Origin of the sequence: Luteibacter sp. W1I16 (genome assembly GCF_050434905.1) — a bacterium.
Lineage (GTDB): Bacteria > Pseudomonadota > Gammaproteobacteria > Xanthomonadales > Rhodanobacteraceae > Luteibacter.
Genome location: NZ_JBNDJJ010000001.1, coordinates 511,927 through 534,820, shown reverse-complemented (window position 1 = coordinate 534,820; position 22,894 = coordinate 511,927). Strand labels below are relative to the sequence as shown.

Below are 22,894 nucleotides of genomic sequence, written 5' to 3'. Positions count from 1 at the left end.
CCGCCTCGGGCCGGGACAGCGTCGTTCGCCCCGCGTTTCATCAGCGAAACGCGGGGCTGGCGAATCCTTGGCCACGAAGGATCACCACCATGCTGACCGCGCTCTTCCTTTCAAGGCTGCAGTTCGCGTTCACCGTATCGTTTCACATCATCTTCCCCAGCTTTACCATTGGCTTGGCCGCTTGGCTGTGCGTGCTTGAGGCCCGACACCTGGTCACCGGCAACCCGGTTTATCGCCGTTTGTTCGACTTCTGGCTCCGCATCTTCGCCATTGCCTTCGGTCTGGGAGTGGTCTCGGGCATTGTGCTGGCCTTCGAGTTCGGCACCAACTGGAGCGTCCTGTCGAAGATGTCGGGCCCGATCCAAGGTCCGCTCCTGTCCTATGAGTCCTTCACGGCCTTTGCGTTGGAAGCCTCCTTCTTCGGCGTGCTCATGTTTGGCCGGGCAAAGGCATCACCCAAGTTCTATTTTTTTGCCACGCTCATGGTGGCTCTGGGGACGACGCTGTCGGCGTTTTGGATCATGGTCAACAACAGTTGGATGCAGGTGCCAGTGGGCTACCGCATCGCGAACGGTGTGTTCGAGCCCACGGACTGGGGCGCCATCATCTTCAGTCCGGTCGTATGGGTCAGGTTTCCGCACGTGCTGTTGGCGTCCTATCTGACGGGTGCGTTTTGCGTCGCGGCCACCGGTGCCTGGTATACGCTCCGGCACATCCACCGAGACGAGGCGAAGGTGATGCTGAGGATGGGGTTGTTGTTCGCCGCCATCTTGCTCCCCGTGCAGATGTTCTTAGGACATTTAAATGGCGATTACGTGCATCGCCACCAGCCGGCCAAATTCGCGGCCATTGAGGGCCGCTGGCACAACGAAAAACCCGCAGCCGAGGTGCTTTTCGCCATTCCTGATGAGGAAGCCGAAATGAACCATCTGGAACTCTCTGTGCCAGTGCTCGGCAGCATCATCGCGACCATGACGACAGACTCCGAAGAGGTCGGCCTGACCTCATTCGCAAAGGCTGACCGGCCGCCGGTCGTGATTCCATTTTTTGCCTTTCGGTTGATGGTGGCGTGCGGATTTTGGATGCTCGCGATAGCAGTCTTTGGAAGCATGGCGCTGTGGCGACACCACGCCATCCCCCGCTGGCTGCTGCGCCTGACCTTCTGGACGTTCCCTTTGCCATTCATCGCGACCCTCACGGGGTGGTTCACCGCCGAAGTGGGCCGTCAACCGTGGGTGGTGTATGGGGTGCTGCGCACCTCCGAAGCGCTGAGCCCCTCCCTGGGCGTGGGCGAGGCCGTGACCACGCTGGTGGTCTTTGTCGCCATTTATCTAGCCATCTTCCTGGCCGGAACCTATTACATCTATCGATTGCTGCGGCGTGGGCCGGCGGTGCCTGCCGTGACCCTTCCCCCCGACGGAAACCCGTCCCGTCCTCTGGCGTTGGCTGGCGACGCCGTGGCATCTACCATTGGAGGGCGCGATCATGGCTGAGTTCTGGGTCATGGTGGTCCTCGTGGCCATCACCCTGTATGTCCTCTTGGACGGCTTCGATCTCGGTGTGGGCATCCTGTTCGCTGCAGTCCGCGATGAGCCTCGTCGCCGGCGCATGCTTGATGCCATTTCACCGGTCTGGGATGGCAATGAAACTTGGCTGGTAATGACGGGCGCCGTGCTGTTCGGTGCATTTCCCGTCGTCTACTCGGTGGTGCTCTCGGCGTTTTACCTGCCCATCTGCATCATGCTCGCGTGCCTCATCCTGCGCGGGGTCGCCTTCGAGTTTAGGCAACACGCGGTGCACCTTAAATGGCTCTGGGACGGGGGCTTTATGGCGGGGTCCGTGCTCGCCACGTTCATCCAAGGCTGCGCCATTGGTGCGATCGCGCAGGGCTTACCAGTGCAAGCGGGTCAGTATGTGGGATCGACCTTCGCGTGGGTGACGCCCTTTTCCATCCTGTGTGGCGTCGGCTTGACCACGGGCTATGCCGCATTGGGTGCTGCATGGCTCATCCATAAGTGCGACGGAGACGTTCAAACCTTCGCTAAGCGCGTGTTCCCCTACCTGATGGTGGCCACCTTCGCCGCACTCTGCCTCGTCTTCAGCTTTGCCATAGCGGAGGATGAGCCGGTGTTGCATCGATGGGATGTGCTTTCCTGGCGTTATGTCTTTCCAGCCGTGGCATTGGTCGCCACGGGATGCCTTCTGTTCATCAAGCGCAAGCGGAGGGATGTCCGCCCGCTTCTGCTGACGATGGTCATTTTTCTTTGTGGCATTGGTGCGCTCGTCGCTTCGTTCTGGCCGTGGATGATCCCATTCTCCATTACGGTCCATGACGCCCAGTCGCCGCCATCGAGCTTGTCCTTCATGTTTTGGGGCATCGGCATCCTCGCTTTCCCACTGACGCTGGGATACACGCTCGTAAATTACTTCGTCTTTCGCGGCAAGAGCCGCTTGGCGAACGAATACTGACGGGGCCGCGTTGTGTATCGCATTGATACCCGAACAATGACTGCACGCATTGCAGTTTCGGCAGCGATGGCGGTCGCGCTGGCATCCTGCAGCGCGTCGCCGTCGCGAAGCATTCTGGGGTCTTATTTTCCCTCGTGGATGATCTGTGCCCTCGGCGGGATCGTCCTGACGGTCCTGCTCCGTCTTGCACTGGTGAAGTCCGGCGTCGATGCCGAATTGCCGGCGCCATTTCTCGTCTATGTCGCCTTCGTGATCGCATTCACCCTCGGCATTTGGCTGGCCTGGCTGGCATAGGACATAACGATGAATGCCCATGACAATACAGGACCAACGCCGCGCGGCCGGCTGCTGATGTTCCTGTCGTTTGCCCTTGCGGCAGCGTCCATTGTCGCGACCGTTTTGGTGACCAATGCGCGTCCGCGCACGCATGACGCCTATCTCTTTGCGTTCAGTGCGGGCATGGCACCCGAAGTCAGCGGCCGCATCGTTGAGCTACACGTCACCAACAATATCGCAGTTCGCAAGGGCCAACCGCTGCTGGTCATCGATCCGGAGCCGTTTCGACTGCGCTTATCCCAAGCACAGGCCCAGGTCGCTGCGCTGCAGGCAGAAATTGACTTGACGGGCAGGCAAGTGACCTCGCAAGGATCGGGCGCAAACGCAGCGGCCCGTCAGGTAGACCGTGCGGCTGCGCAACTGACGTTGGCAAGGAGCACATTGGCGCGCCTTGAGCCCTTGCTGCCGCCAGGGTATGTGACCACGCAACAGGTGGATGATGCCAAGGCCAAGGAGCGCGAAGCGGCGGCACAGTTGGCGACCGCGGTGCAGCAGGCCAGTCAGGCGAAGGAGGCCATCGGGGATGTGGCAAGTTTGCTGGCTCAACTGAAGGCGGCGCAGGCCGCCGAAGCACTCGCCGCACGCGACCTCCGGCTGACCACGGTGCTGGCGCCATTCGACGGGCAGGTGGTTGGGTTGAATATCGCCGTAGGCACCTTCGCCACGGCGGGCCACCCACTCTTCACCCTGATTGACTCCGGCCGCTGGTATGCGGTTGCCGACTTTCGGGAAACGGATTTGCCGGGTATCCACATGGACGACCAGGCGACCGTCTGGCTAATGGGATACGAGGGACAGCCCATGCGTGGCCGTGTGGAGAGCCTCGGCGCTGGGGTGCAACCGCAAGGAACGAGCGGGCCGGGCCTGCCATCGGTCGACAGGAACCTCAACTGGGTCATCGTGGCCCAGCGATTTCCAGTATGGATCCGTTTAGAGCATGCCTCCGGCGCGATGCTGCGCACGGGTGCAACGGCGTCGGTGCGGGTGGATCATGGGCGCTGAAGCAAGCCGGCAGCCGCTTGGCTTCTACGAGTTTCTTCGCCTGGAGCTGAGGCCGAATGCGGGGCGGGTTCGTTCGGTTCTGCGCATGGCGTTGGCCTGTTCCCTGACCGTCGTGCTCGCGATGGTCTTCCAAGTGCCTCTACCGGCTTACATGGCCTATGTGGTGCTGCTGATCAGCCGGGACGAAGTCGCCGGCACGCTTGTCACCGCGTTGGGTGGCCTTGCGGCGGCGAGTTTGGCGGTTGCGCTGTCGCTGCTTTTTTATATCGTCGACGCGTCGGAGCCTGCGCTCCGCATCGTGTTGCTTGCAGCAAGCACCTTCACCGGTATCTTCGTCGCTCGAACCTTTGCGCTTGGGCCGATCGTCTTTCTCGGCGCATTCGTCCTTGTGCTGTCACAAACCCTCCTGGATGACGTTCCCTCGCCAGAAGTGATGACCCACTTTGTTCTATGGCTCTGGATGGTTGTGGCCATCCCAGTGGTAGTCACGGTGGTTATAAACCTCGCCGTGGGCACGAGTCCCGTGGTGGCGCTGCGCCAGCGAACGCGGGAATTCACCGATGAGTTGGCGAGCCGAATCGAGGCGGGCGCAAGCGCGCCGCTGGGCCGATGTGGGGAATCACTGGCGGCGATCATGGCGCTGCTGCCTCGCGCGCAGTCTTGGGACAGGTCGCTCAAGCCCTACGACCAGGCTGATCGACAGGTTCTCTCGACGCTGGCAGAAATCCTCATGCTGACGCGCCTACCACCCCAGGATACCAGCAGTGGTTATCGCCTCGCGTTTGCGAACTGCCTTCGCGCATCCGTCGGACGATGGATGACCGCCAGCGACCGCGATCCCGTCGCCCGTCCCTATTTTGCTACCGAGCGGATGGATCCAACCGAGGCCGCGCTTGCGCATGCACTGCTTCAGCTCGACCAGCAGATCACCCGACGCGAGACGGGGATGTCGGTATCCGGATCGCCTTCGCCCAGGCCGAGGTGGATCCCGGATGCATTCACCAATCCTGCGCACGTTCAGTTTGCGTTGAAGGTGACTGTTGCCGTTGTCGCGGCCTATGTGACCTACACGCTGCTTGTCTGGCCTGGAATCCGCACTGCCGTCACCACGTGCTTTTTCGTGGCTCTGAGCAGCCTCGGTGAGACGATGCACAAGCTGACGCTGCGGCTATTGGGCGCGCTTATGGGCGGACTCCTGGCAGGCCTTTGCATCGTATTTGTCATCCCGTTGCTGACGGACATCGGCCAACTGGCGGTGCTCATTGCTACAGCGGCGATGGTGTTTGGCTGGGTCGCCAGCAGCAGCGAGCGGATTGCATATGCCGGCCTGCAAATGGCGTTTGCCTTTTTTCTAGGCGTGCTCCAGGACTATGGTCCGCCCACGGACCTGACGGTCTTGCGCGATCGGCTGGTGGGCATCTTCATCGGCAACCTCTGGATGTCCATCGTCTTCAGCGCGTTATGGCCAGTGACGACCGCGACCCTTATGCGCCGCGCGCTGACCACGGCGCTTCACGTGGCCGCAAATGTGCTGGCTCCAAAACCAGCCGACGCAACCCCTGGTCCGCTGGCGCTGGTCATGCCCTTGGTGGCGGCTGAACGGCTTCTACCGCTGTCGTGGTTCGAGTGGAAGTTCTCAGCCTCAGTCCGCGCGGCCGTAGCTGCGGCACAACGGACGGTCGAGGCCATCGAACGAGTGGCGGCCGCAGCGCTCGTGCTCGCACGCTGCGATCGCGACGCCAAGGCCGATGCGCTCGGGGAAGCCCGAGGGATTGAAGTAGCCTGGTTGAATGCGGCGGCTGGATGCGTAGCTGCTGAATCGGGCGTGCGGCTCCCGTTACCGACGGTGCGCAATGCCGGACCCGCCGGTCCGTCCGACGCGCGCTCGCGCTTGCACGAGGAGATGCGACATGCGGCGCCGCATCTCTAGTGGAGGCGGCGTGCCACGGAGCTGGTCTCTGCTGAGCATCCTGTTCGTCGGAATGATCCATCCCGTGAATGCCAAGGAAACGAAGTTATGGCGTGAGCCGCCGCCGAACAGCGGGGCGTGCGCAGGGCAAACCCCGCAACTGTGTGCGTCAAGAACCTATTCGCTGGGGCAACTCCTTCGGCTGGCCCAGAACAAGAACCCGTCCATCCGACGCGCAGGCGAGACCGCGAACCAGGCCAGCATCGCACGCGACCTCGCAACGAGTTCATATTGGCCACAGGTTTCGCTGAGCGTGGTGGGCGGATTTCAGCGCACGCCGTTGCCGATTCCCACCAATGTCTCGCCTGCGGGCTATTTCGTATCGAACACGCGCGAACTCATCCCCGGTGTTGGCATGAAATGGCTCCTGTTTGACTTTGGTCGGCGAAAAGGCAGGGTCGAAGAGGCGCGACAGACTGCCATGGCAGCCGACGCCGACGTGATCGGCGCGAGACAAAAGCTCGCCTTCGACGTCAGCCAGGCTTACTTTGCTCTCGCGTCGGCCAATGCCTCGGTGCGCGCCTCAGCCGCCATCGTCCAAGCGGCACGAACGACTGAGGAGGCGGTGATCGCACAGCACCAGGCTGGCCGGGCGACGGTGGTTGCCGTGGCCGAAGCGCAGCGCCAAGTGGCCGCTGCCAGGCTCACGCAGGTGCGAGCCCAGGGCTCGGCCCGTTCCGCGAATGCCGTCTTGATCAGCACGGTGGGGCTTCCGGCCGACCTCGACATCGTGCTGGCCGATGACCTGCCGCTGCATGTGGCGGCCCCCCAACTGGCGCCGATCCAGTCTCTGGTTGCCGATGCCCTTCGCCGCCGTCCTGACCTTCGTGCCGCCGACAACCAGGTGAGCGCGGCAGGAGCTCGGCTCGACGCGGCACGCGCGGCATACCGCCCGACCATCTCCATGACTGCGCAGGCCTTCCAGAACGCAGGGGCGGTAAGCAGCGATGGGAGCCGCTACGCCACCGTCAACCGGCCGGGTGGTGCATTGCTGGTCGCCTTCGAGCTGCCATTGGTCGATGGCGGCACACGGCGGAACAACGTGGCGATGGCCAACTCCCAGGTCTCGGCGGCACTCGACCAGCGGGATGCCGTCAAAGATCAGATTTCAGCCGAAGTCGTGCGTGCCAACGCCGCGCTGCTGACGGCCACGCAGCAGCATGAGGAGGCCGAAGCCTATGTCGCTGCATCAAACGCGGCATATCAGGCAATGCTCGCCGGTTTCAAGCGCGGACTTTCGACCGTGCAAGACATCGAAGGGGGCACCGCCGCCCTCGCCGAGGCGATTGCTGCACGGGAATCTGCCCGAGCAGACCTACAAGTCGCCATCGCACAACTGGCCTTGGCTACAGGGACCATAGCGGTGGACGAGCCAGAGACCGGCGGCGCCGGCAAGCAACCAGCGGATGACCCGAATGTGCGACATGACGTCGCCTCCGACATCCATATCCGTTCACCAGGAGACTCCCCATGAGCAAGAAGACAGCGCAGATCATTGTCGAAACACTGGAATCCGCTGGCATCAAACATTGCTACGGCATCGTCGGCGACACGATGAATCTGCTCGCAGAACATATCGAGGGCAGCGGCATCGAATGGATTCAGATGCGGCACGAGGAAGCCGGCGCCTTCGCGGCTGGCGCGGAGGCCATGGTCACGGGACGCTTGACCGCCTGCGGCGGAAGCTGCGGCCCAGGCAGCCTGCATTTCATCAATGGCCTTTATGAGGCCAACCGCAACCGGGCCCCTGTGGTGCTGATTGCCAGCCAGATCCAGCGCAGTGACATCGGATTCAGTTCCATTCAAGAGGTGGATTTCACCCGCGTCTTCGATGGCTGTTCGGTCTACTGCGACATGGTGTTGACGCCCGACCAGGCTAGGAAGAAGACGGTTCTGGCCTGCCAAGCCGCATTGACCCTACGGGGTGTGGCCGTGCTTATCGTGCCGGTGGATATTTCCAACTCAGACGTACCGGACGATGTGCCCTACAGCGTCCATGTCAGCCATCCGACGGTCCACCCAAACGAAGAGGAACTGCAGGAGATCGCGGCCATCCTCAACGCGGGCAACCGCATCGCCATCTACGGTGGGTCGGGCTGCGAAGGCGCGTTGGACGAGATCCTGGCGGTCGCCGATTGTCTGAAGGCGCCCATCGCGCACACCTCGCGCGCCAAGGACTTCCTGGAACACGGCAATCCCTACAACATCGGCATGACGGGCATCCTGGGAAACGAAGCGGGCTTCCGCGCCGTATTGAACTGCGACACGTTGCTGTTGTTGGGCGCGGACTTCGCGTGGCGCCAGTTCTATCCCGACCACGCCGACATCGTTCAGATCGACATCGACCCTATGCATTTGGGCCGGCGCCACCCTGTGAAGCTTGGCGCGGTCGGCGACGTCAAGGCCACCATGAAGGCGCTACTCCCGTATCTGAACAAGCGGGAGGACACGGTGTTCCGCGACGAATATGTCAACCGCTATTCCAAGACGATGGCCGAGATGCGCGGGCATGCGAAACCTGGAGCACATGACGCCATTCCTGGGTCGTATGTGGCGAGCGTCTTGGATCGGCTGGCGGCCGACGATGCTCTTTTCACCGTGGATGATGGAACGCCCCTGGTTTGGGCTTTGCGCTTCATTCACGCCACGGCGGAGCGCCGCATTGTCGGCAGTCTGCTTCATGGGACCATGGCAGCGGGCCTGGCCTCGGCATTGGGCTTACAAAAGTCGCACCCTGGACGTCAGGTCATTGCCATGTGCGGAGACGGGGGGCTTGCCATGCTGTTTGGCGAACTGATGACCACGGTGCAAGAAGATTTGCCTGTCAAGATCATCGTGTTCGACAACGGGAAGCTCGGATTTGTCGAAATCGAACAGAAGGCCGAAGGCATGCTCGATACCTTCACACACCTAAAGAACCCGGATTTCGGGTCGGTCGCTAACGCGATGGGCTTGTGGGGGCGGACAGTGCGCAGCGCGTCGGTCCTGGACGAGGCGGTCACCGAATGGCTTGCACAGCCCGGTCCGGCGCTGCTGCATGTCCTGGTCACCCCCATGGAATTGGTCAAGCCGCCGTTCACGCAGCTCAAACCGGTTATTGGCATGGGCATCTACTCGGCGCGCGCGATTTTGCACGGGCGGGGTGGTGATGTGTTTGAAATGATTCAAGAGAACTTCTAGGGTCCCCGACCTGGAGGCCGGAAGGGCGCGAACCGCAAGACTCCCGCTTGTGGTTCGCGCCCATGAAGGGACCGCCTTGCGCTGGCGATGAAAACAGGGGCAGGCACAAACATGGTAGGAAACGACGAGAAGCAGGTGGTGTTGGCGCACATGGTCAGCGATGCCGCGGCGGTGGGTGCCGCTGCGCTCTGTCACGACTTTGACGAAGCGCGATTTCGGGCCCTTCTCATTGCTCGATGCGCAGAGGTCGCCGGCTTCGCTAATGTCGCCAGAGCAGCGAACGATCTGGTTGAGGCGCTCGGTCCAGTCGGGTCCCAGCCGGAACTGTCCTACGGGGCGAGCATGCTTCGGGTTGCGGACGAACTCGATAGCTTCAGCCATTCGTGAGCTGAAGTCTCGGTAGACGGTTGCATGCCTTGCAAGCGTGAGAACGCTATCGCTTCTGCGCGCAGTCCTCTTCAGTCAAATTGCTCAGACAGATCGGAGATCATCATGTTATTCATCGCATTCGCACTGGCCAGTTCGCAAGGCGTGACCATGAGTGCAAAAGACGGACCCAAGGCGTTACCGCATGAGGTTGCCGCGTCCATGGACTGCGGCGCGTTCAAGAAGAACGCCGATGGTTCTTGGACATCAATCCATGCCACCAAGGTTGCTGCCGTCACCATGTCCGCTGGCGGCACTTTTTTTCGCGGGGTCAGGCTCGATGGTGTCGACGTCGGAGCGAGCCTGGATACCAAATGTGCGCCAGGTAGAGACAAGGCCGCAGGGGCAGGCAAGTGACGGACTCCTGCGAGGGATAGGGAACAGACCAAGTTTTTGGTCTTGCGCCTGTCATTTGGCCCACACCCGGACGCTGACGGGCGGTTCCGTTGCGAGGAGAGAATATGAGCGACCCACCGGAGAGGCTTCGGATCTTGTTTATCGACTTCGACTCGCAGGACCGAATCGGCTTTGAGACGGCGGGCGTGCAGGGCGAAGCATTGGTGGCCCGGTTGAGTTGTGCGCCGGCGCCACCCTGGAGCGAGCGGTTTCTGCGCATCGCCGCTGCTTCGAGAGGCGTATTGGCGCGGGTCGAAGTGGTGGGGAGCACTATCCGATTTTTGGCGCTGCGCGATCGTTCGACGACCGCCATCGGTCAGCTTAGTAACCTCGTCGAGGAGGTTAATAACGCAGCAGACGCTTGCGTCGCACCGGGCGTGTCGCCGTGGCCCGAGGAACTGCCCGGTCGTGTGCATCAGGCACTCCGGCGGGGACGCAGACAGACCGCACACCGGAAGGCGCGTCGATGAACGATGGCATGCTCCGCAAGGTGAAGGAAGAACCTGGCAGAAAGCCTGATGGCGGCGACATCGAAACTACGCGCTCGCGGAAGATCCATAGAAAAGATCGCTTCATTGCTCGGTTCCCAGGGTGCCGACCAATGGCAGGCGGCCGGCTTGGCCGTCCTGGACAGGATCGTGGCCCGAGACTAACGGCCAATCGCGCGGCAGTTGGAGCAAGGACCAGATGGCCGCCGGTATCCGTCGACACCGGGCTTTCCACCGGGTATTGAGCCGAGGGGGGGGAAGGGCTAACTCGTTTCGAATGCGCGACCGGTGGCCCCAGGCGTTCGAGGTGTCGGTCCATGCGTGTTTCCAGGCGGCTACCTCGGCCAAGTCCACGATCAGGCAATCGGCGACCGAATAGCGTGGGACGGCAGGTATGTGCGCGGCGGAGTGGGTCGAGGAAAGTCCCACTTTGTTCGCTAGAAGGATCTCGCTTGTGTTCTTGCCGCGCGTTCCTTGACTGCCTCTTCCCGGCGCCGCGTTCGTTTCATCCGCTCAAAAAAGTTGGTGAAGGCCTCCGGCTCGTAGGGCTGAAGGGTCACCGCACTGTGCGTGATCAGCGCCACGGTCGCTGCACGCTCGGGCAGGGTCGGCACGTCGATGTAATGACCCCGCAGCACTGAGGTGCCCTGGCTGTGTCCCGTGATGCGCGCCAGTCGTCCTTCGGGGATGTTCAGGCGGTCCGCTGCGGTGGAAAAGGTGTGCCGGAAGCAGTGGAACACCTGGCCCTCGCCCTGAATGCGGCACCGCTGGCGTAGGTAGGTGCGGTTGAACCAGTCACTGATCGCGTCGCCCGGCTTGGCGCCCAGTCCCGGAAACAGGGGGCCACTCCCTAGTTCTTCGCGCACCTGAGCCACGTAGTTCAGAAATCCGGCTTTCAGAAGTGCGGGGTGGATCGGCACAAACCGCTTGGACTGCCGGTTCTTGATCCGCTGGCCGAGGAACCGCGCGGCGATGTGGAGGCCCCAGATGCCTGCGACCTCCTCCACGTCTTCGGTGTGGAGCTGCCCAAGTTCCTGGACACCGTCGGCGATGATCACCCAACTGCCATCCAAGCGTTCTTCGACCTGATAGCGCGCGTGATCCGTCCACTGATCCGGGTCGTCGGTGATCCGGCGCCGGATGCGACGGCCATCAATATGGACGTAAGCCATGTCGGTGCCGGCGTCGGCTGACTTCCCTTTCTTCCCCATCGCTCGCAGTCCGCTGAAGAACTGATTCAGAGCATAGCCCAGCCGCGCCGCAGCCAGCCGGGCCTCGTCGCCGCGGCGAGCGCCCAGGGACCTCAGGATGAAGCGGGAGCCCCAGGTCGAGCGGGCGTGGCCGGGAACCAGGAAGCGGACATACAGACCCGACGGACGTGGGATGAAATAGGGCTTCGGCACAAAACGATACCCAGAACGATACCTCGTGGATGGGCGTTTCAGGTCGAAATCGAACCCCAAAAACGCAAACGGGCCAAGAGGTTAAGTCTTGGCCCGAGCGTCGATTGGTGGAGGTGGCGGGAGTCGAACCCGCGTCCGAAGGCGTTTAATCTCCAGATCTACATGCTTAGCTCACCGTTAAGTCTCGTCCGCCGACAGCACGGCGTGCTAAGCGCACCGGCGGACATGTCTGATTGATCTAGCGTCAGACCCACAGACGGAGGGTCTTTCGGCGGTCTCATGATAGTGACCCTACACCGACGAGCATGAGCACAAGATCGGTTCGGGGGTTTGGCCTTTTTTAGGGGCCGGACAGCTTAGGCGGCGAGAGCCACCGAGTTGTCACCGTAGTAGTTGTCATTGGCAACTATATGTTTTGCGGCTGGTTTAACGAGGAAAGCTGCCCCCTCGGCATGCACCAGTAGATCGCACTACCCCCGTCGAAACCAGTACACCCCCGGGGAAAACGTAATGTGACTACACCCAGCAGTATATGGGCGGGGAGGGGCACCCACAATGGGCGCCGCCCGGCCGTTCAGGTCAGCCCATCTTGTTGTGCGAGCGCATCACGCGCTGCTTGTCGATCGCCCACTCGCGTTCCTTGTCGGTGTTGCGCTTGTCGTGCTCCTGCTTGCCCTTGGCCAGGCCGATCTCGCACTTCACCTTGTTGTTCTTCCAGTACATGGCGGTGGGGACCAGGGTGTAGCCCTTGCGCTCGACGGCGCCGATCAGGCGGTCGATCTCCTCGCGGTGGAGCAGCAGCTTGCGCGTGCGCCGGTCGTTCGCCACCACGTGGGTGGAGGCGCTGATCAGCGGCGGGATCTGGGCGCCGACGAGGAAGACCTCGCCGTGCTGGATGATCGCGTAGCAGCCCTCGCCGAAGTTGATCCGGCCGGCACGCAGGGACTTGAGTTCCCAGCCCTGCAGTTCCATCCCGGCTTCGAAGCGCTGGTCGATGTGATATTCGTGGCGCGCGCGCTTGTTCAGCGCGATCGTGCCGCGGCCTTCCTTTTCCGTGTCCTTCGGTTTCGCTTTTGCCATGTCCGCTAAAATCGGTCTATCGGATCCCTGATACAAGTCCGGCGGGTCCATGAGCCGGCGAATAAGACGAGGTCTTCACGTGATTGAAATCCGCCGCAGTGCGATCGTGCCGTTCACGCCCGCGCAGATGTTCGACCTGGTCAACGATGTGGAAGCATACCCAAAGCGCTTCGGCTGGTGTGACGCCGCTACCGTGGTGGAGCGGGACGACAATGTGCTGGTGGCCCGGCTGGATCTCAAGTTCGCCGGCATGAAGCAGCATTTCACCACCCGGAACACCATGGAGCGGCCGGAGCGCCTGTCCATGAAATTCGTGGAGGGGCCGTTCCGCTCGCTCGATGGCGTCTTTACCTTCCAGGCCCTGGGCGACGTCGGCTGCAAGATCGCGCTCGCCCTCGATTTCGACTACGCCGGCCTGGGCGGGGGCGTGCTGAAGATGGGTTTCCAGCAACTGGCGAACCGGATGGTCGACGACTTCTGCGACGAGGCGCGCCGGCAGTATGGCTGAGATCGCCGTCGAGGTCGCCTACGCCGGGCCCGAAGGGCAGGTGGTGCTCGCCCTGCGCGTGCCGTCGGGGACGACCGCCTGGGAGGCCGTGGAACGGGCCAGGGCGGAACTGCCAGAGGGAGTGGCGCCGGACCCGTCCCGGCTCGGCATCTACGCGAAGAAAGTGCCCCCCGGACAGGTGCTGGAAGAGGGCGACCGCGTGGAACTCTACCGGCCACTGACCCTCGACCCGATGGAAGCCAGGAGGCGCCGCGCGATGCGCGGCGGCACCTGAGCCGAGCCCTTACTGCCGCTTGCTGGCCGGGCTGTCGTCGGACGAGCCGTTGACGCCGACACCGAAGCCGCCGTCGCTGGATTCCTTCTTGCCATCGGTGTTCTTGTCGCCGTCGGCACCGCCGGTCGGATTGGCCTTGTACTTCTCCGAATCCTTCAGCAGCTGCTGGGCATCCTGGGAGAAGAAATCACCCTCGGTACGCACCAGCGTGTCGTTGTTGAAGGACAGGGTCAGCGTGCGGGTCGTCATCGGACGGCCACGGTGCGAGAACGTCGAGACGTAGTCCCAGCGGTCCTGGTCGAACGGCGAGATGACCGAGGGGGTGCCCAGAAGGACGAGGACCTGGCGCTTGGTCATGCCGGGCTGCAGCTGGTCGACGTTTTTCTTGTCGAGCAGGTTGCCCTGCTGCACGTCGGGGGTATAGAGCAGGCCACAGCCCGCGATGGCGGTCGCCATCATGGCCAAACCCAGCGTGCGGATGAGCTTATGCATGCGTAGTAACGTCCGGATCGTGAAGCCTGTGATGATACACTAAGCGCCTTACGGCACCGCGAGGGGTCTGACATGGACCAGGAAACCAAAGAGCTCCGCAAGGCGGGCCTTAAAGTCACGCATCCGCGCATGCGGATCCTGCAGATCTTCGAAGAGGCGGAGGAACGCCACCTCACGGCCGAAGACATCTACAAGCGCCTGCTTGCGCACCAGGAGGACATCGGGCTTGCCACGGTGTACCGTGTCCTGACCCAGTTCGAAGCTGCCGGCATCGTCATGAAGCACAACTTCGAGGGCGGGCAGGCGGTGTACGAGCTGGACCGCGGCAAGCATCACGACCACATGATCGACGTGGACAGCGGAAAAGTGATCGAGTTCATCAGCGAGGAGATCGAGCGCCTCCAGCACGAGATCGCCGAGCGCCATGGCTACGTCATCGAGGACCACAGCCTGGTCCTGTACGTCCGGCCCAAGAAAAAGCGCTGATTCCAGCTGCCGGAACGGAATAAGGCCCTGCGGGGCCTTTTTTTTTTGGTTCTTGGCGGAAGTCCGGCTTGGCGGAAGTCCGCGAGCGAGTCATCCGGGGAAGATGCTCTGGTGGGAGCCGACCTTGTCGGCGATCCCGCGGCAGCGGGCCAGTTCGAGGCAAGCACCCATCGCCGACAAGGTCGGCTCCCACCAGGTTTTCGAAGGTCGGCTCCCACCGGGCCCAAAAAAACGCCGCCGGTGGACTCCTGTCCACCGACGGCTTGATCCGGTGTCTTCAAGGTTCGTGGATCGCGAGTTGCTCGCTGGATCCCGATCTCCATGTCGCACCGGCGAGGCTGACATCCTGTCGCCTCATCAGGTCGATCGTCCCCACGACCGACCTGGGCTCACCGTCTCTCGACGGCGGCTCCCCCACATCGATAATGGGATCGTAACGAACCGTTCACCCACCCGGTATCGGAAAATTTCCTATGTTGCTTCCGATACTTGTGCTGCGAAGCAGCACGCGGAGGTGAAGTCCTACGGGCTCCGGGCGGATGCGAAAGAGGCCCCCGAGGGCGGTGATCCGGTCGCTCATTCCCTGCAATCCACGGCCGCCGCCATCGGTGCGCACGGGACGTGGCGTCGAGGGCAGGCCGGTCCCGTCGTCGCGGATGTCGAGGATCGCCACGGGTCCGCTGTCGCGCAGGCCGATGCGCAGGCGCAACTTCATCTCACGGGCGCCCGAGTGCCGCACCACGTTGGTCGCGCTCTCCTGGACGACACGATAGATGGCCGTAAGGGTGTCGTCGTCGAGCAGGCGGGGGTCGCCCCTCAGATCGGTCATGTAGTGGATGCCCGCGGCGGTAAGCATGTCGCGCACCGGACCTTCGTCCAGCGCGCGCAGCAGGCCGAACTCGTCCAGGACCGAGGGGCGCAGGCTGTCCAGCATCTTGTGCAGGGCCCGGCGCATGTGGCCGAGGATGCCGTTGATCGACATGCCGATGTCTTCCAGGCCGGCGCTGCCGAGGCGGGTCTGGGCCAGCTTCAGGTGGGTCTGGATCGCGGTGAGGTTCTGGCCCAGTTCGTCGTGCAACTCCGCGGCCATGTGCCGGCGCAGGTTCTCCTCCGCCTGGAGGTTGCCTCGCGCGGCGTCCCTGAGCTGCCTGGCCAGTTGGTCCAGGCGCTGGTTGGCCGCGGCCAGGTGGGTGTTCTGCTGCGCAACTCGCTCGCTGCTGCGGCGCAGCGCATCGGTCGCCGCACCGAGCATCAAGGTGCCCGTTCCGGCCACCGCGAGGAACAGGTGGGCGGCCGCCGTCGGCGCTCCGCGGCCGATCATGTCCTCGGTCACGTTCAGCCCCACGCTGGTGATCAGCATGGCCAGGCCGGCGCCGCGCCAGCCGTGGCGGAACGCGAAGAACAACACCGGCGCCAGGGAGAGCACGCGGGCGAACTGCGGCTGCGGTGAATATTCGGCGAGCGTGATCAGGATGGCCAGCGAGGGCAGCATCACCAGCAGGCCGTCGAGCAGCAGTTCGCCCATCGCCGCCCGGGTGGGGCGCTCGCGGAAGGCCAGGATCATCACCGGCACCACCAGCAGCACGCCCAGGTAGTTGCCGAGCAGGTCGCTGCCGAAGGTGGTGCCCAGCATCTCCACAGGGGCGGCGGGATGCATCGAGGCCATCATCGCGGCGTTGCCCGCGGTGGCCACGGTAGCCGTGACCATCGCGGAAAGCAGCAGGCGGGCGACGTCTTCCGGCGTATTGAGGCTGGCGTGCAGGTGGGCGCGGCGCAGCAACCAGAGGCACGCCGCGACCATCAAGGGCTCGGGAGCATCGCCCAGGACGAAGCCAGCGCCGCCGATCGGCAGGCCGCTACGCCATTCGCAAAAGGCGCTGGCGGCGATCTCGGCCCCGAGGATCCAGAACCAATGGCGCGTGCGCATCAGCAGCAGCGCGCCGAAGCGCAGGCCGAACGGCAGCACCCAGTAGGGCTGCTCGGTCGGCCACAGCATCACCCACGCCGCGGCGTAGGCGAGCGCGAAGAGGGGGCCGGCGAAGCGTGAAAGTCCGTGTAGTCGCATTGGCGGGATGTTACACGGCGAATGCGCAAGGCCGGCGGCGGCGATAGCCATACGCACGCGTCGGGCGAGCCTGCTACATTCAGCCCATGCCCAGAATCGTTCTTGTAGATGACCATGCCATCGTCCGTGAGGGCTTCAAGCGCCTCATCGAACTGGAACCCGACCTCGATGTCGTCGCCGAAGCCCGCAACGCCGACGAGGCGGTGGACGCGGTCACCCAGCATCGGCCGGACCTGGTGGCGGTGGACCTGTCTCTGCCGGATGGCAGCGGCCTGCCGCTGATCGAGCACCTCGGCAGCATCGCCCCGGGCATGAAGATCGTGGTGCTAAGCATGCACGACGGCGAACCCTACGTATCCGAGGCACTGCGTCGCGGTGCTCGCGGTTATGTGACCAAGGGCGTCGCGCCCGAGGAGTTGGTGGCTGCGGTGCGTTCGGTGCTCGGCGGCGACCAATACCTGAGTTCGGACCTGCGCGAGCGCCGCTCGGGCCGGCCGACGACCGACCTGGACCCGTTCAATCGCCTGACCGCCCGCGAGCGGGAAGTTTTCCTGCTATTGGCGGCCGGCCGCGCGCCCAAGCAGGTGGCCGCGGAACTGGGCATCGGGCAGAAGACGATCTACATCCACCGCGCCGCGGTGATGAACAAGCTCAACGCCGGCTCGGAACTGGACCTTTACCGCATGGCCCAGGAGCGCGGCCTCATCCGCACCTGATCAGCCCTGCGCACGATCCAGCATCTTCTTCGCATGCGCCCTGGTCTCCTTGGTGATCTCCACCCCGCCGAGCATGCGGCTGAGTTCGTCACGCCGCCCGGTGGCATCGAGCGCATGGATGCGCGTGCGGGTCGCCTCGCCGTCGCTCTCCTTCGCTACCTGCAAGTGCGAATGACCCTGGGCCGCCACCTGGGGCAGGTGCGTGACGCATAGCACCTGCACGCGCTCGCCGAGCGCGCGCAATTTCTGTCCGACCACCTCGGCCACCGCGCCGCCGATGCCGGTGTCCACTTCGTCGAAGATCATGCAGCCGATGTTGTCGTTGCCCAGCGTGGCGACCTCGATGGCGAGGCTGATGCGCGCCAGTTCGCCACCGGACGCGACCTTGCGCAAGGGGCGCGGCGGCTGTCCCGGATTGGCGCTGACCAGTAGTTCGCAGCGCTCGCGGCCCTGCGGGTCGGGCTCGTCGCCCTCGGCGCGCTCCAGCGAGACTTCCAGCCGCCCGCCCGCCATGCCCAGTTCGCCCATCAGTCCGGCGACGATGCCGCCGAGCCGCGTCGCGGCCTCCGCGCGTGCCTTAGAGAGGGCGGCCGCGGCGGTGTCGTACGCCTGGTGCAGGCGGTCGCGCTCGCGGCCGAGGCGGTCGAGGGCATCGCCCGCGCCTTCCAGTTCGGCCAGACGCTCGCGGACTTCGTCGGCCTTGGTCGTGAGTTCGGCGACCGGCAGGCGGTAACGGCGTGAGAGATCGTGCAGATGGGCGAGGTGGGTATCCACCTCGGCCAGCCGCTCCGGGTCGAGTTCCACATCCTGCGCGTAGCGGCTGAGGCTGTCGACGGCTTCGCCCACCTGGATCTGCGCGCTGTCCAGGAGTTCCAGCGTGGGTGCGAGCGTGGCGTCGAGTTCGGCGAGGCGCGAGAGTTCCGCATGTGCGCGGAGCAGGGCGCGGCCGATGGCGAACTCGCTCTCGCCATCCAGCATCTCGACCACGCCGTTGGCGCCCTCGGCCAGACGCCCCGCATTGGCGAGCCGGCGGTGCTGGGCTTCGAGGTCTTCCAGGGCGGCCGGGGCGAGCGCCCAGCGGTCGAGTTCCTCCAGCTCGTGGCTGAGGAGTTCGATCTGGTGTTCGCGGTCGTCGCCGCCGGAAAGCGTGCGGATGCGCGCCACGGCATCGCGCCACGCCTTCGCCGTGTCGCGTACCTGGGCCAGCAGGGCCTCGTTGCCCGCGTAGGCGTCGAGCAAGGCCATCTGGTGCTGGCGCGAGAGCAGGGCCTGGTGCTCGTGCTGGCCGTGGATCTCGACGATCAGCGCGGCCAGCGCCGACATCTGGGCGAGGCTGGCGGGGCGGCCGTTGATCCAGCCACGCGAGCTGCCCTCGGTGCGGATCACGCGGCGCAACCGGCAGGTCTGCCCGTCGTCGAGTTCTTCCTGGCGCAGCCAGTCCAGGGCCTCGGGCAGGCCGGCGAGATCGAATTCCGCGGCCAGTTCGGCGCGGTCGCTGCCGGCGCGGACCATGCCGCTGTCGGCACGGGCACCGGCCAGCAGCATCAATGCGTCCACCAGCAGCGACTTGCCCGCGCCGGTCTCGCCGCTGACCACGGTGAGGCCCGGCCCGAAGGCGACCTCGGCTTCTTCGACGACGGCGAACTGGCGGACGTAAAGCGAGGTGAGCATGGGCACGGGAGTGGCGAAGGGAATCGCGCCGATTGTAGCGGCAGCGGCGTCGCAGAAGCCGAGACTTGCAAGCGGAGCGCCCAGACCTTATTGATAACCCGACGATCCGACCCCCTTCCCATCCAGTCAGGCGCATGAATCCGTTTTCCGGTCACGACATCGATGCTCGCGCGCGCCGGCTGCTGCGGACCCTGATTTCCCAATACCTGTCCGATGGCGAGCCGGTCGGCTCACGCACCCTGGCGCGTTCCTCCGGCCTGGAAGTCAGCCCGGCGACCATCCGCAACATCATGGCCGACCTCGAGGATGCCGGCCTGGTGGCTTCGCCGCACACCTCGGCCGGACGTATCCCGACGCCGCGAGGGCTGCGCCTGTTCGTCGACAGCCTGCTCGAACTGAAGCCGCTGCCGCGTGACGAGATGGCCCGCCTGCAAGGCGGCCTGCCACCGCACCAGACGACCACGCGCGACCTGCTCGGCAACGTCTCGAACCTGCTTTCGGCCATGACCCATTTCGCCGGGGTGGTCACCGTCCCGCGCCAGGGCGATTTCCCCCTGCGCCACATCGATTTCGTCAACCTGCCGGACGCGCGCGTGCTGGTGATCCTGGTGTTCTCGGACAACCAGGTGCAGAACCGCGTCGTCCAGCTTGCCCGGCCGCTGGAATCCTCCGACCTGGAGCAGGCGGCGAATTACCTCAACGCACAGTTCGCCGGGTTCCGGCTGGCCGATATCCGTGCGCACCTCGCCGCCGAGTTGCGCGAGGCGGGTGGGGAGATCAACCGCCTGCTGTCCAGCGTCGTGGAGCTGGCGACGGTCTCGTTCGCCACCGACGAGGATGCCGATGACGTCCTCGTCAGCGGCCAGACCAACCTGATGGGTTATTCGGAGTTGGCCGACATCGACCGGCTCCGCGATCTGTTCGACGCCTTCCAGCAGAAGCGCGACCTGCTTCAGCTGATGGAAATGTGCGTCAAGGCCCCGGGCGTGCGCTTGTTCATCGGCGAGGAGTCCGGATTCTCGGCCCTCGACGGATGCAGCATCGTCACCGCCACCTACGGCACGAGCGGCCGCATGCTGGGCGCGATCGGAGTTATTGGACCGACGCGTATGGCATATGAGCGGGTGATCCCGGTGGTCCAGGCCACCGCGGGACTGCTCAGTGACGCCTTGAATCGCGCCGCGGCGACCTCATAAACCGCCACGGGAGGCGGGTTTAGTATTTCCCGCGAATGTTCGGCCCCTCCATGGAGCGGGTCGGTAAGCTGACATTTGGAGTAACCATGCAGAACAACGATCCCCACGTGCCGGATCCCATACAGGACGGCGCCGCGGTCGACAACGACGGCGTCAATGCCGACCTCGACGCGTTGACCGCGAAGCTGGCCTCGCTCGAATCCGAGCTCTCTCAGGCGCGCGAGACGGTCCTGCGCGAACGCGCGGAGATCGAGAACCAGCGTCGCCGCCTCCAGCGCGACCTGGATCAGGCGCGCCGCTTCGCCAACGAGAAGCTGCTCGGCGACCTGCTGCCGGTGTACGACGGCCTGGTGCTTGGTCTGGCCAATGAATCGGCCGACGCGAAGACCTTGCGCGAAGGGCTCGAACTCACGCTGAAGCAATTGGAGAAGGTCACCCAGGGCAATGGCCTCACGGTGGTCGACCCATTGCACAAGCCGTTCAATCCGGAACACCACCAGGCGATCAGTTCGGTCGAGTCGAACGAGCACCCGGCGGGGACCGTGGTCGCGGTGGTCCAGAAGGGTTTCATCCTCAACGACCGTCTGCTGCGTCCGGCGCTGGTCGCCGTGGTGCGCGACAACTGAACCCAAAGCATTGAATCGATGGGGCCGGGCCCCATTTTCCAACACAGTCGCGGCCGCGGGGGCCGCTTAGCATTTCGGAGCAACTTCAATGGCCAAGATCATCGGCATCGACCTCGGTACGACCAACTCCTGCGTCGCAGTGATGGAGGGTTCGACCGCGCGCGTCATCGAGAACGCGGAGGGCGATCGCACCACGCCGTCCATCGTCGCGTTCACCAAGGACAACGAGGTCCTGGTCGGCGCGCCGGCCAAGCGCCAGAGCGTTACCAATCCCAAGAACACCTTCTACGCGGTGAAGCGCCTCATCGGCCGCAAGTTCACCGACGCCGAGGTGCAGAAGGACATCAAGATCGTGCCGTACGGTATCGTCGCGCACGACAACGGTGACGCCTGGGTGCAGACCGCCGACGGCAAGAAGATGGCACCGCAGGAGATCTCCTCGAAGGTGCTGATGAAGATGAAGAAGACGGCCGAGGACTTCCTCGGCGAGTCGGTCACCGAAGCGGTCATCACCGTGCCGGCGTACTTCAACGACAGCCAGCGCCAGGCCACGAAGGATGCCGGCCGCATCGCCGGCCTCGACGTCAAGCGCATCATCAACGAGCCGACCGCGGCCGCCCTGGCCTATGGCCTGGACAAGACCGACGCGCGCGATCGCAAGATCGCCGTGTACGACCTCGGCGGCGGCACGTTCGACGTCTCGATCATCGAGATCGCCAACGTCGACGGCGAGAAGCAGTTCGAGGTGCTGGCGACCAACGGCAACACTTTCCTCGGTGGTGAAGACTTCGACAACCGCGTCATCGACTACCTCGTCGAAGAGTTCAAGAAGGAGCAGGGCATCGATCTGCGCCAGGACCAGCTCGCGCTGCAGCGCCTGAAGGACGCCGCCGAGCGCGCGAAGATCGAGCTTTCCTCGGCCCACCAGACCGACGTCAACCTGCCGTATGTCACCGCCGACGCCTCGGGTCCGAAGCACCTCAACATCAAGCTGACCCGCGCCAAGCTGGAGTCGCTGGTGGAAGACCTGGTCAAGGGCACGATCGATCCCTGCCGCACCGCGCTCAACGACGCCGGCCTGCGCGTGTCCGACATCCACGAGGTGATCCTCGTCGGTGGCCAGACCCGCATGCCGAAGGTGCAGGAAGCGGTGAAGGATTTCTTCGGCAAGGAGCCGCGCAAGGACGTCAACCCGGATGAAGCCGTGGCCGTCGGCGCCGCGATCCAGGGCGGCGTGCTGGGCGGTTCGGTGAAGGACGTGCTCCTGCTCGACGTCACCCCGCTGTCGCTCGGCATCGAGACGATGGGCGGCGTGATGACCAAGCTCATCGAGAAGAACACCACGGTGCCGACCAAGGCCTCGCAGGTCTTCTCCACCGCCGACGACAACCAGACGGCCGTCACCGTGCACGTCCTCCAGGGCGAGCGCGAGCGCGCCAACGCGAACAAGTCGCTGGGCAAGTTCGACTTGCAGGGCATCCGTCCGGGACCGCGCGGCACGCCGCAGATCGAGGTCACCTTCGACATCGACGCCAACGGCATCCTGCACGTGTCGGCGAAGGACAAGGACACCGGCAAGGAACAGAAGATCGAGATCAAGGCCGGTTCGGGCCTCTCGGACGAAGAGATCCAGCGCATGGTCGCCGACGCGGAAGCCAACCGCGAGGAAGACAAGAAGTTCCACGAGCTCGTGCAGGTGCGCAACAAGGCCGACCAGCTCGTGCACGCCACGCGCAGCCAGCTGAAGGAGCACGGCGGCAAGATCCCCGCCGAGCAGCTCGCCGGCATCGACAGCGCGGTATCCGAGCTGGAGAAGGCCAAGGACAGCGACGACAAGAACGCCATCGAGGCGAAGATCGCCAACCTCGAGCAGGTCGCCCAGGCGCTCGCGGCGGCAGCCCAGTCGTCCGGTGGTGCGCAGGACACCGCGCAGCAGTCGGCGCCGGGCGGTGGTTCGGCCCAGCCGGACGACGTGGTCGACGCCGAGTTCACCGAGGTCAAGGACGACAAGAAGTAAGTCGTCCTGAGTAAAACGATGCCCCGCCGCAGCCCTAGCGTTCGCGGCGAGGCAAGGGTCAACCGGATCGATCGCGCCGAAGGGTTTCCCGCCG

22 protein-coding genes and 1 other RNA gene are annotated in these 22,894 nt (G+C 64.1%); 17 read left to right on the top strand and 6 right to left on the bottom strand.

The features are described from left to right. The first annotated feature begins 89 nt into the window (after positions 1–89). The 10 genes from QFZ41_RS02375 to QFZ41_RS02330 all read left to right on the top strand — a co-directional run bounded on the left by QFZ41_RS02375 (position 90) and on the right by QFZ41_RS02330 (position 10,248). A complete protein-coding gene (locus QFZ41_RS02375; RefSeq protein WP_429197287.1) occupies positions 90–1,493 on the top strand; it encodes a cytochrome ubiquinol oxidase subunit I in 1,404 nt (467 codons plus the stop codon). Next, entirely contained in the window at positions 1,486–2,469 is a 984-nt protein-coding gene (gene cydB, locus QFZ41_RS02370; protein ID WP_429197286.1) for a cytochrome d ubiquinol oxidase subunit II, read from the top strand. Before QFZ41_RS02375 ends, cydB begins: the two co-directional genes overlap by 8 nt. A gap of 36 nt (positions 2,470–2,505) precedes the next feature. Beyond that, positions 2,506–2,763: a YtcA family lipoprotein gene (locus QFZ41_RS02365; protein ID WP_429197285.1), complete on the top strand. Its 258-nt coding sequence runs from the start codon at positions 2,506–2,508 to the stop codon at positions 2,761–2,763. Between the two features lie 9 nt (positions 2,764–2,772). After that, positions 2,773–3,807, top strand: a complete 1,035-nt coding sequence (locus QFZ41_RS02360) for an HlyD family efflux transporter periplasmic adaptor subunit (RefSeq protein ID WP_429197284.1) — start codon at positions 2,773–2,775, stop codon at positions 3,805–3,807. After that, on the top strand, positions 3,797–5,737 hold the full coding sequence (locus QFZ41_RS02355; RefSeq protein WP_429197283.1) for an FUSC family protein: 1,941 nt from the start codon (positions 3,797–3,799) through the stop codon (positions 5,735–5,737). The genes QFZ41_RS02360 and QFZ41_RS02355 overlap by 11 nt, the downstream gene beginning before the upstream one ends. Next, a complete protein-coding gene (locus QFZ41_RS02350) occupies positions 5,718–7,250 on the top strand; it encodes a TolC family protein (protein WP_429197282.1) in 1,533 nt (510 codons plus the stop codon). Before QFZ41_RS02355 ends, QFZ41_RS02350 begins: the two co-directional genes overlap by 20 nt. Beyond that, entirely contained in the window at positions 7,247–8,956 is a 1,710-nt protein-coding gene (locus tag QFZ41_RS02345; RefSeq protein ID WP_429197281.1) for a thiamine pyrophosphate-dependent enzyme, read from the top strand. Before QFZ41_RS02350 ends, QFZ41_RS02345 begins: the two co-directional genes overlap by 4 nt. 111 nt (positions 8,957–9,067) lie before the next feature. Then, positions 9,068–9,343 (top strand): hypothetical protein, encoded by a 276-nt coding sequence (locus tag QFZ41_RS02340; protein WP_429197280.1) that lies wholly within the window; start codon positions 9,068–9,070, stop codon positions 9,341–9,343. Positions 9,344–9,448: 105 nt separating this feature from the next. Beyond that, positions 9,449–9,739: a hypothetical protein gene (locus QFZ41_RS02335; RefSeq protein WP_429197279.1), complete on the top strand. Its 291-nt coding sequence runs from the start codon at positions 9,449–9,451 to the stop codon at positions 9,737–9,739. A gap of 104 nt (positions 9,740–9,843) precedes the next feature. After that, the gene (locus QFZ41_RS02330; protein ID WP_429197278.1) at positions 9,844–10,248 is read left to right on the top strand and encodes a hypothetical protein; all 405 of its coding nucleotides are present in this window, start codon (positions 9,844–9,846) and stop codon (positions 10,246–10,248) included. Positions 10,249–10,703: 455 nt separating this feature from the next. On the opposite strand, the gene QFZ41_RS02325 is transcribed toward QFZ41_RS02330, so the two are convergent. The 3 genes from QFZ41_RS02325 to smpB all read right to left on the bottom strand — a co-directional run bounded on the left by QFZ41_RS02325 (position 10,704) and on the right by smpB (position 12,749). Next, entirely contained in the window at positions 10,704–11,669 is a 966-nt protein-coding gene (locus QFZ41_RS02325) for a hypothetical protein (RefSeq protein ID WP_429197277.1), read from the bottom strand. Between the two features lie 105 nt (positions 11,670–11,774). Further along, positions 11,775–12,167: a transfer-messenger RNA gene (gene ssrA, locus QFZ41_RS02320) on the bottom strand. 81 nt (positions 12,168–12,248) lie between these two features. Continuing rightward, positions 12,249–12,749: an SsrA-binding protein SmpB gene (gene smpB, locus QFZ41_RS02315; RefSeq protein ID WP_306847568.1), complete on the bottom strand. Its 501-nt coding sequence runs from the start codon at positions 12,747–12,749 to the stop codon at positions 12,249–12,251. Between the two features lie 79 nt (positions 12,750–12,828). Here smpB and QFZ41_RS02310 point away from each other — a divergent pair, with 79 nt between their 5' ends. Together QFZ41_RS02310 and QFZ41_RS02305 are read left to right on the top strand one after the other, a co-directional pair. Then, positions 12,829–13,257, top strand: coding sequence for a type II toxin-antitoxin system RatA family toxin (locus QFZ41_RS02310; RefSeq protein WP_429200167.1), 429 nt, complete (start codon positions 12,829–12,831; stop codon positions 13,255–13,257). Beyond that, entirely contained in the window at positions 13,250–13,531 is a 282-nt protein-coding gene (locus QFZ41_RS02305; RefSeq protein WP_429197276.1) for an RnfH family protein, read from the top strand. Before QFZ41_RS02310 ends, QFZ41_RS02305 begins: the two co-directional genes overlap by 8 nt. A 9-nt stretch (positions 13,532–13,540) precedes the next feature. On the opposite strand, the gene QFZ41_RS02300 is transcribed toward QFZ41_RS02305, so the two are convergent. Then, the gene (locus QFZ41_RS02300) at positions 13,541–14,023 is read right to left on the bottom strand and encodes an outer membrane protein assembly factor BamE (RefSeq protein WP_306847563.1); all 483 of its coding nucleotides are present in this window, start codon (positions 14,021–14,023) and stop codon (positions 13,541–13,543) included. A gap of 72 nt (positions 14,024–14,095) precedes the next feature. Here QFZ41_RS02300 and fur point away from each other — a divergent pair, with 72 nt between their 5' ends. Continuing rightward, positions 14,096–14,509: a ferric iron uptake transcriptional regulator gene (fur, locus tag QFZ41_RS02295; protein ID WP_306847561.1), complete on the top strand. Its 414-nt coding sequence runs from the start codon at positions 14,096–14,098 to the stop codon at positions 14,507–14,509. A gap of 445 nt (positions 14,510–14,954) precedes the next feature. On the opposite strand, the gene QFZ41_RS02290 is transcribed toward fur, so the two are convergent. Further along, positions 14,955–16,574 carry an MASE1 domain-containing sensor histidine kinase gene (locus tag QFZ41_RS02290; protein ID WP_429197275.1) on the bottom strand — a complete coding sequence of 540 codons (1,620 nt, stop codon included), beginning with the start codon at positions 16,572–16,574 and terminating at the stop codon, positions 14,955–14,957. Positions 16,575–16,660: 86 nt separating this feature from the next. Here QFZ41_RS02290 and QFZ41_RS02285 point away from each other — a divergent pair, with 86 nt between their 5' ends. Beyond that, positions 16,661–17,290, top strand: a complete 630-nt coding sequence (locus tag QFZ41_RS02285; RefSeq protein WP_371024859.1) for a response regulator — start codon at positions 16,661–16,663, stop codon at positions 17,288–17,290. Here the strand turns inward: QFZ41_RS02285 and recN are convergent, their stop codons facing one another. Continuing rightward, positions 17,291–18,961 (bottom strand): DNA repair protein RecN, encoded by a 1,671-nt coding sequence (recN, locus tag QFZ41_RS02280; RefSeq protein WP_429197274.1) that lies wholly within the window; start codon positions 18,959–18,961, stop codon positions 17,291–17,293. A 134-nt stretch (positions 18,962–19,095) separates the two neighbouring features. On the opposite strand from recN, the gene hrcA reads away from it, so the two are divergent. From hrcA to dnaK, 3 genes are all read left to right on the top strand, one after another. Then, positions 19,096–20,157, top strand: coding sequence for a heat-inducible transcriptional repressor HrcA (gene hrcA / locus QFZ41_RS02275; protein WP_429197273.1), 1,062 nt, complete (start codon positions 19,096–19,098; stop codon positions 20,155–20,157). An 86-nt stretch (positions 20,158–20,243) separates the two neighbouring features. Continuing rightward, positions 20,244–20,783, top strand: coding sequence for a nucleotide exchange factor GrpE (grpE, locus tag QFZ41_RS02270; protein ID WP_429197272.1), 540 nt, complete (start codon positions 20,244–20,246; stop codon positions 20,781–20,783). An 88-nt stretch (positions 20,784–20,871) separates the two neighbouring features. Beyond that, positions 20,872–22,800 (top strand): molecular chaperone DnaK, encoded by a 1,929-nt coding sequence (dnaK, locus tag QFZ41_RS02265; RefSeq protein ID WP_429197271.1) that lies wholly within the window; start codon positions 20,872–20,874, stop codon positions 22,798–22,800. The last annotated feature ends 94 nt before the right edge of the window (positions 22,801–22,894 follow it).

Excerpts from the sequence above, each read along its gene's own strand:
- QFZ41_RS02375 (WP_429197287.1), top strand. The coding sequence starts at position 90 with ATGCTGACCGCGCTCTTCCTTTCAAGGCTGCAGTTCGCGTTCACCGTA.
- cydB (WP_429197286.1), top strand. The coding sequence starts at position 1,486 with ATGGCTGAGTTCTGGGTCATGGTGGTCCTCGTGGCCATCACCCTGTAT.
- QFZ41_RS02365 (WP_429197285.1), top strand. The coding sequence starts at position 2,506 with ATGACTGCACGCATTGCAGTTTCGGCAGCGATGGCGGTCGCGCTGGCA.
- QFZ41_RS02360 (WP_429197284.1), top strand. The coding sequence starts at position 2,773 with ATGAATGCCCATGACAATACAGGACCAACGCCGCGCGGCCGGCTGCTG.
- QFZ41_RS02355 (WP_429197283.1), top strand. The coding sequence starts at position 3,797 with ATGGGCGCTGAAGCAAGCCGGCAGCCGCTTGGCTTCTACGAGTTTCTT.
- QFZ41_RS02350 (WP_429197282.1), top strand. The coding sequence starts at position 5,718 with ATGCGGCGCCGCATCTCTAGTGGAGGCGGCGTGCCACGGAGCTGGTCT.
- QFZ41_RS02345 (WP_429197281.1), top strand. The coding sequence starts at position 7,247 with ATGAGCAAGAAGACAGCGCAGATCATTGTCGAAACACTGGAATCCGCT.
- QFZ41_RS02340 (WP_429197280.1), top strand. The coding sequence starts at position 9,068 with ATGGTAGGAAACGACGAGAAGCAGGTGGTGTTGGCGCACATGGTCAGC.
- QFZ41_RS02335 (WP_429197279.1), top strand. The coding sequence starts at position 9,449 with ATGTTATTCATCGCATTCGCACTGGCCAGTTCGCAAGGCGTGACCATG.
- QFZ41_RS02330 (WP_429197278.1), top strand. The coding sequence starts at position 9,844 with ATGAGCGACCCACCGGAGAGGCTTCGGATCTTGTTTATCGACTTCGAC.
- smpB (WP_306847568.1), bottom strand. The coding sequence starts at position 12,749 with ATGGCAAAAGCGAAACCGAAGGACACGGAAAAGGAAGGCCGCGGCACG.
- QFZ41_RS02305 (WP_429197276.1), top strand. The coding sequence starts at position 13,250 with ATGGCTGAGATCGCCGTCGAGGTCGCCTACGCCGGGCCCGAAGGGCAG.
- QFZ41_RS02300 (WP_306847563.1), bottom strand. The coding sequence starts at position 14,023 with ATGCATAAGCTCATCCGCACGCTGGGTTTGGCCATGATGGCGACCGCC.
- fur (WP_306847561.1), top strand. The coding sequence starts at position 14,096 with ATGGACCAGGAAACCAAAGAGCTCCGCAAGGCGGGCCTTAAAGTCACG.
- QFZ41_RS02290 (WP_429197275.1), bottom strand. The coding sequence starts at position 16,574 with ATGCGACTACACGGACTTTCACGCTTCGCCGGCCCCCTCTTCGCGCTC.
- QFZ41_RS02285 (WP_371024859.1), top strand. The coding sequence starts at position 16,661 with ATGCCCAGAATCGTTCTTGTAGATGACCATGCCATCGTCCGTGAGGGC.
- recN (WP_429197274.1), bottom strand. The coding sequence starts at position 18,961 with ATGCTCACCTCGCTTTACGTCCGCCAGTTCGCCGTCGTCGAAGAAGCC.
- hrcA (WP_429197273.1), top strand. The coding sequence starts at position 19,096 with ATGAATCCGTTTTCCGGTCACGACATCGATGCTCGCGCGCGCCGGCTG.
- grpE (WP_429197272.1), top strand. The coding sequence starts at position 20,244 with ATGCAGAACAACGATCCCCACGTGCCGGATCCCATACAGGACGGCGCC.
- dnaK (WP_429197271.1), top strand. The coding sequence starts at position 20,872 with ATGGCCAAGATCATCGGCATCGACCTCGGTACGACCAACTCCTGCGTC.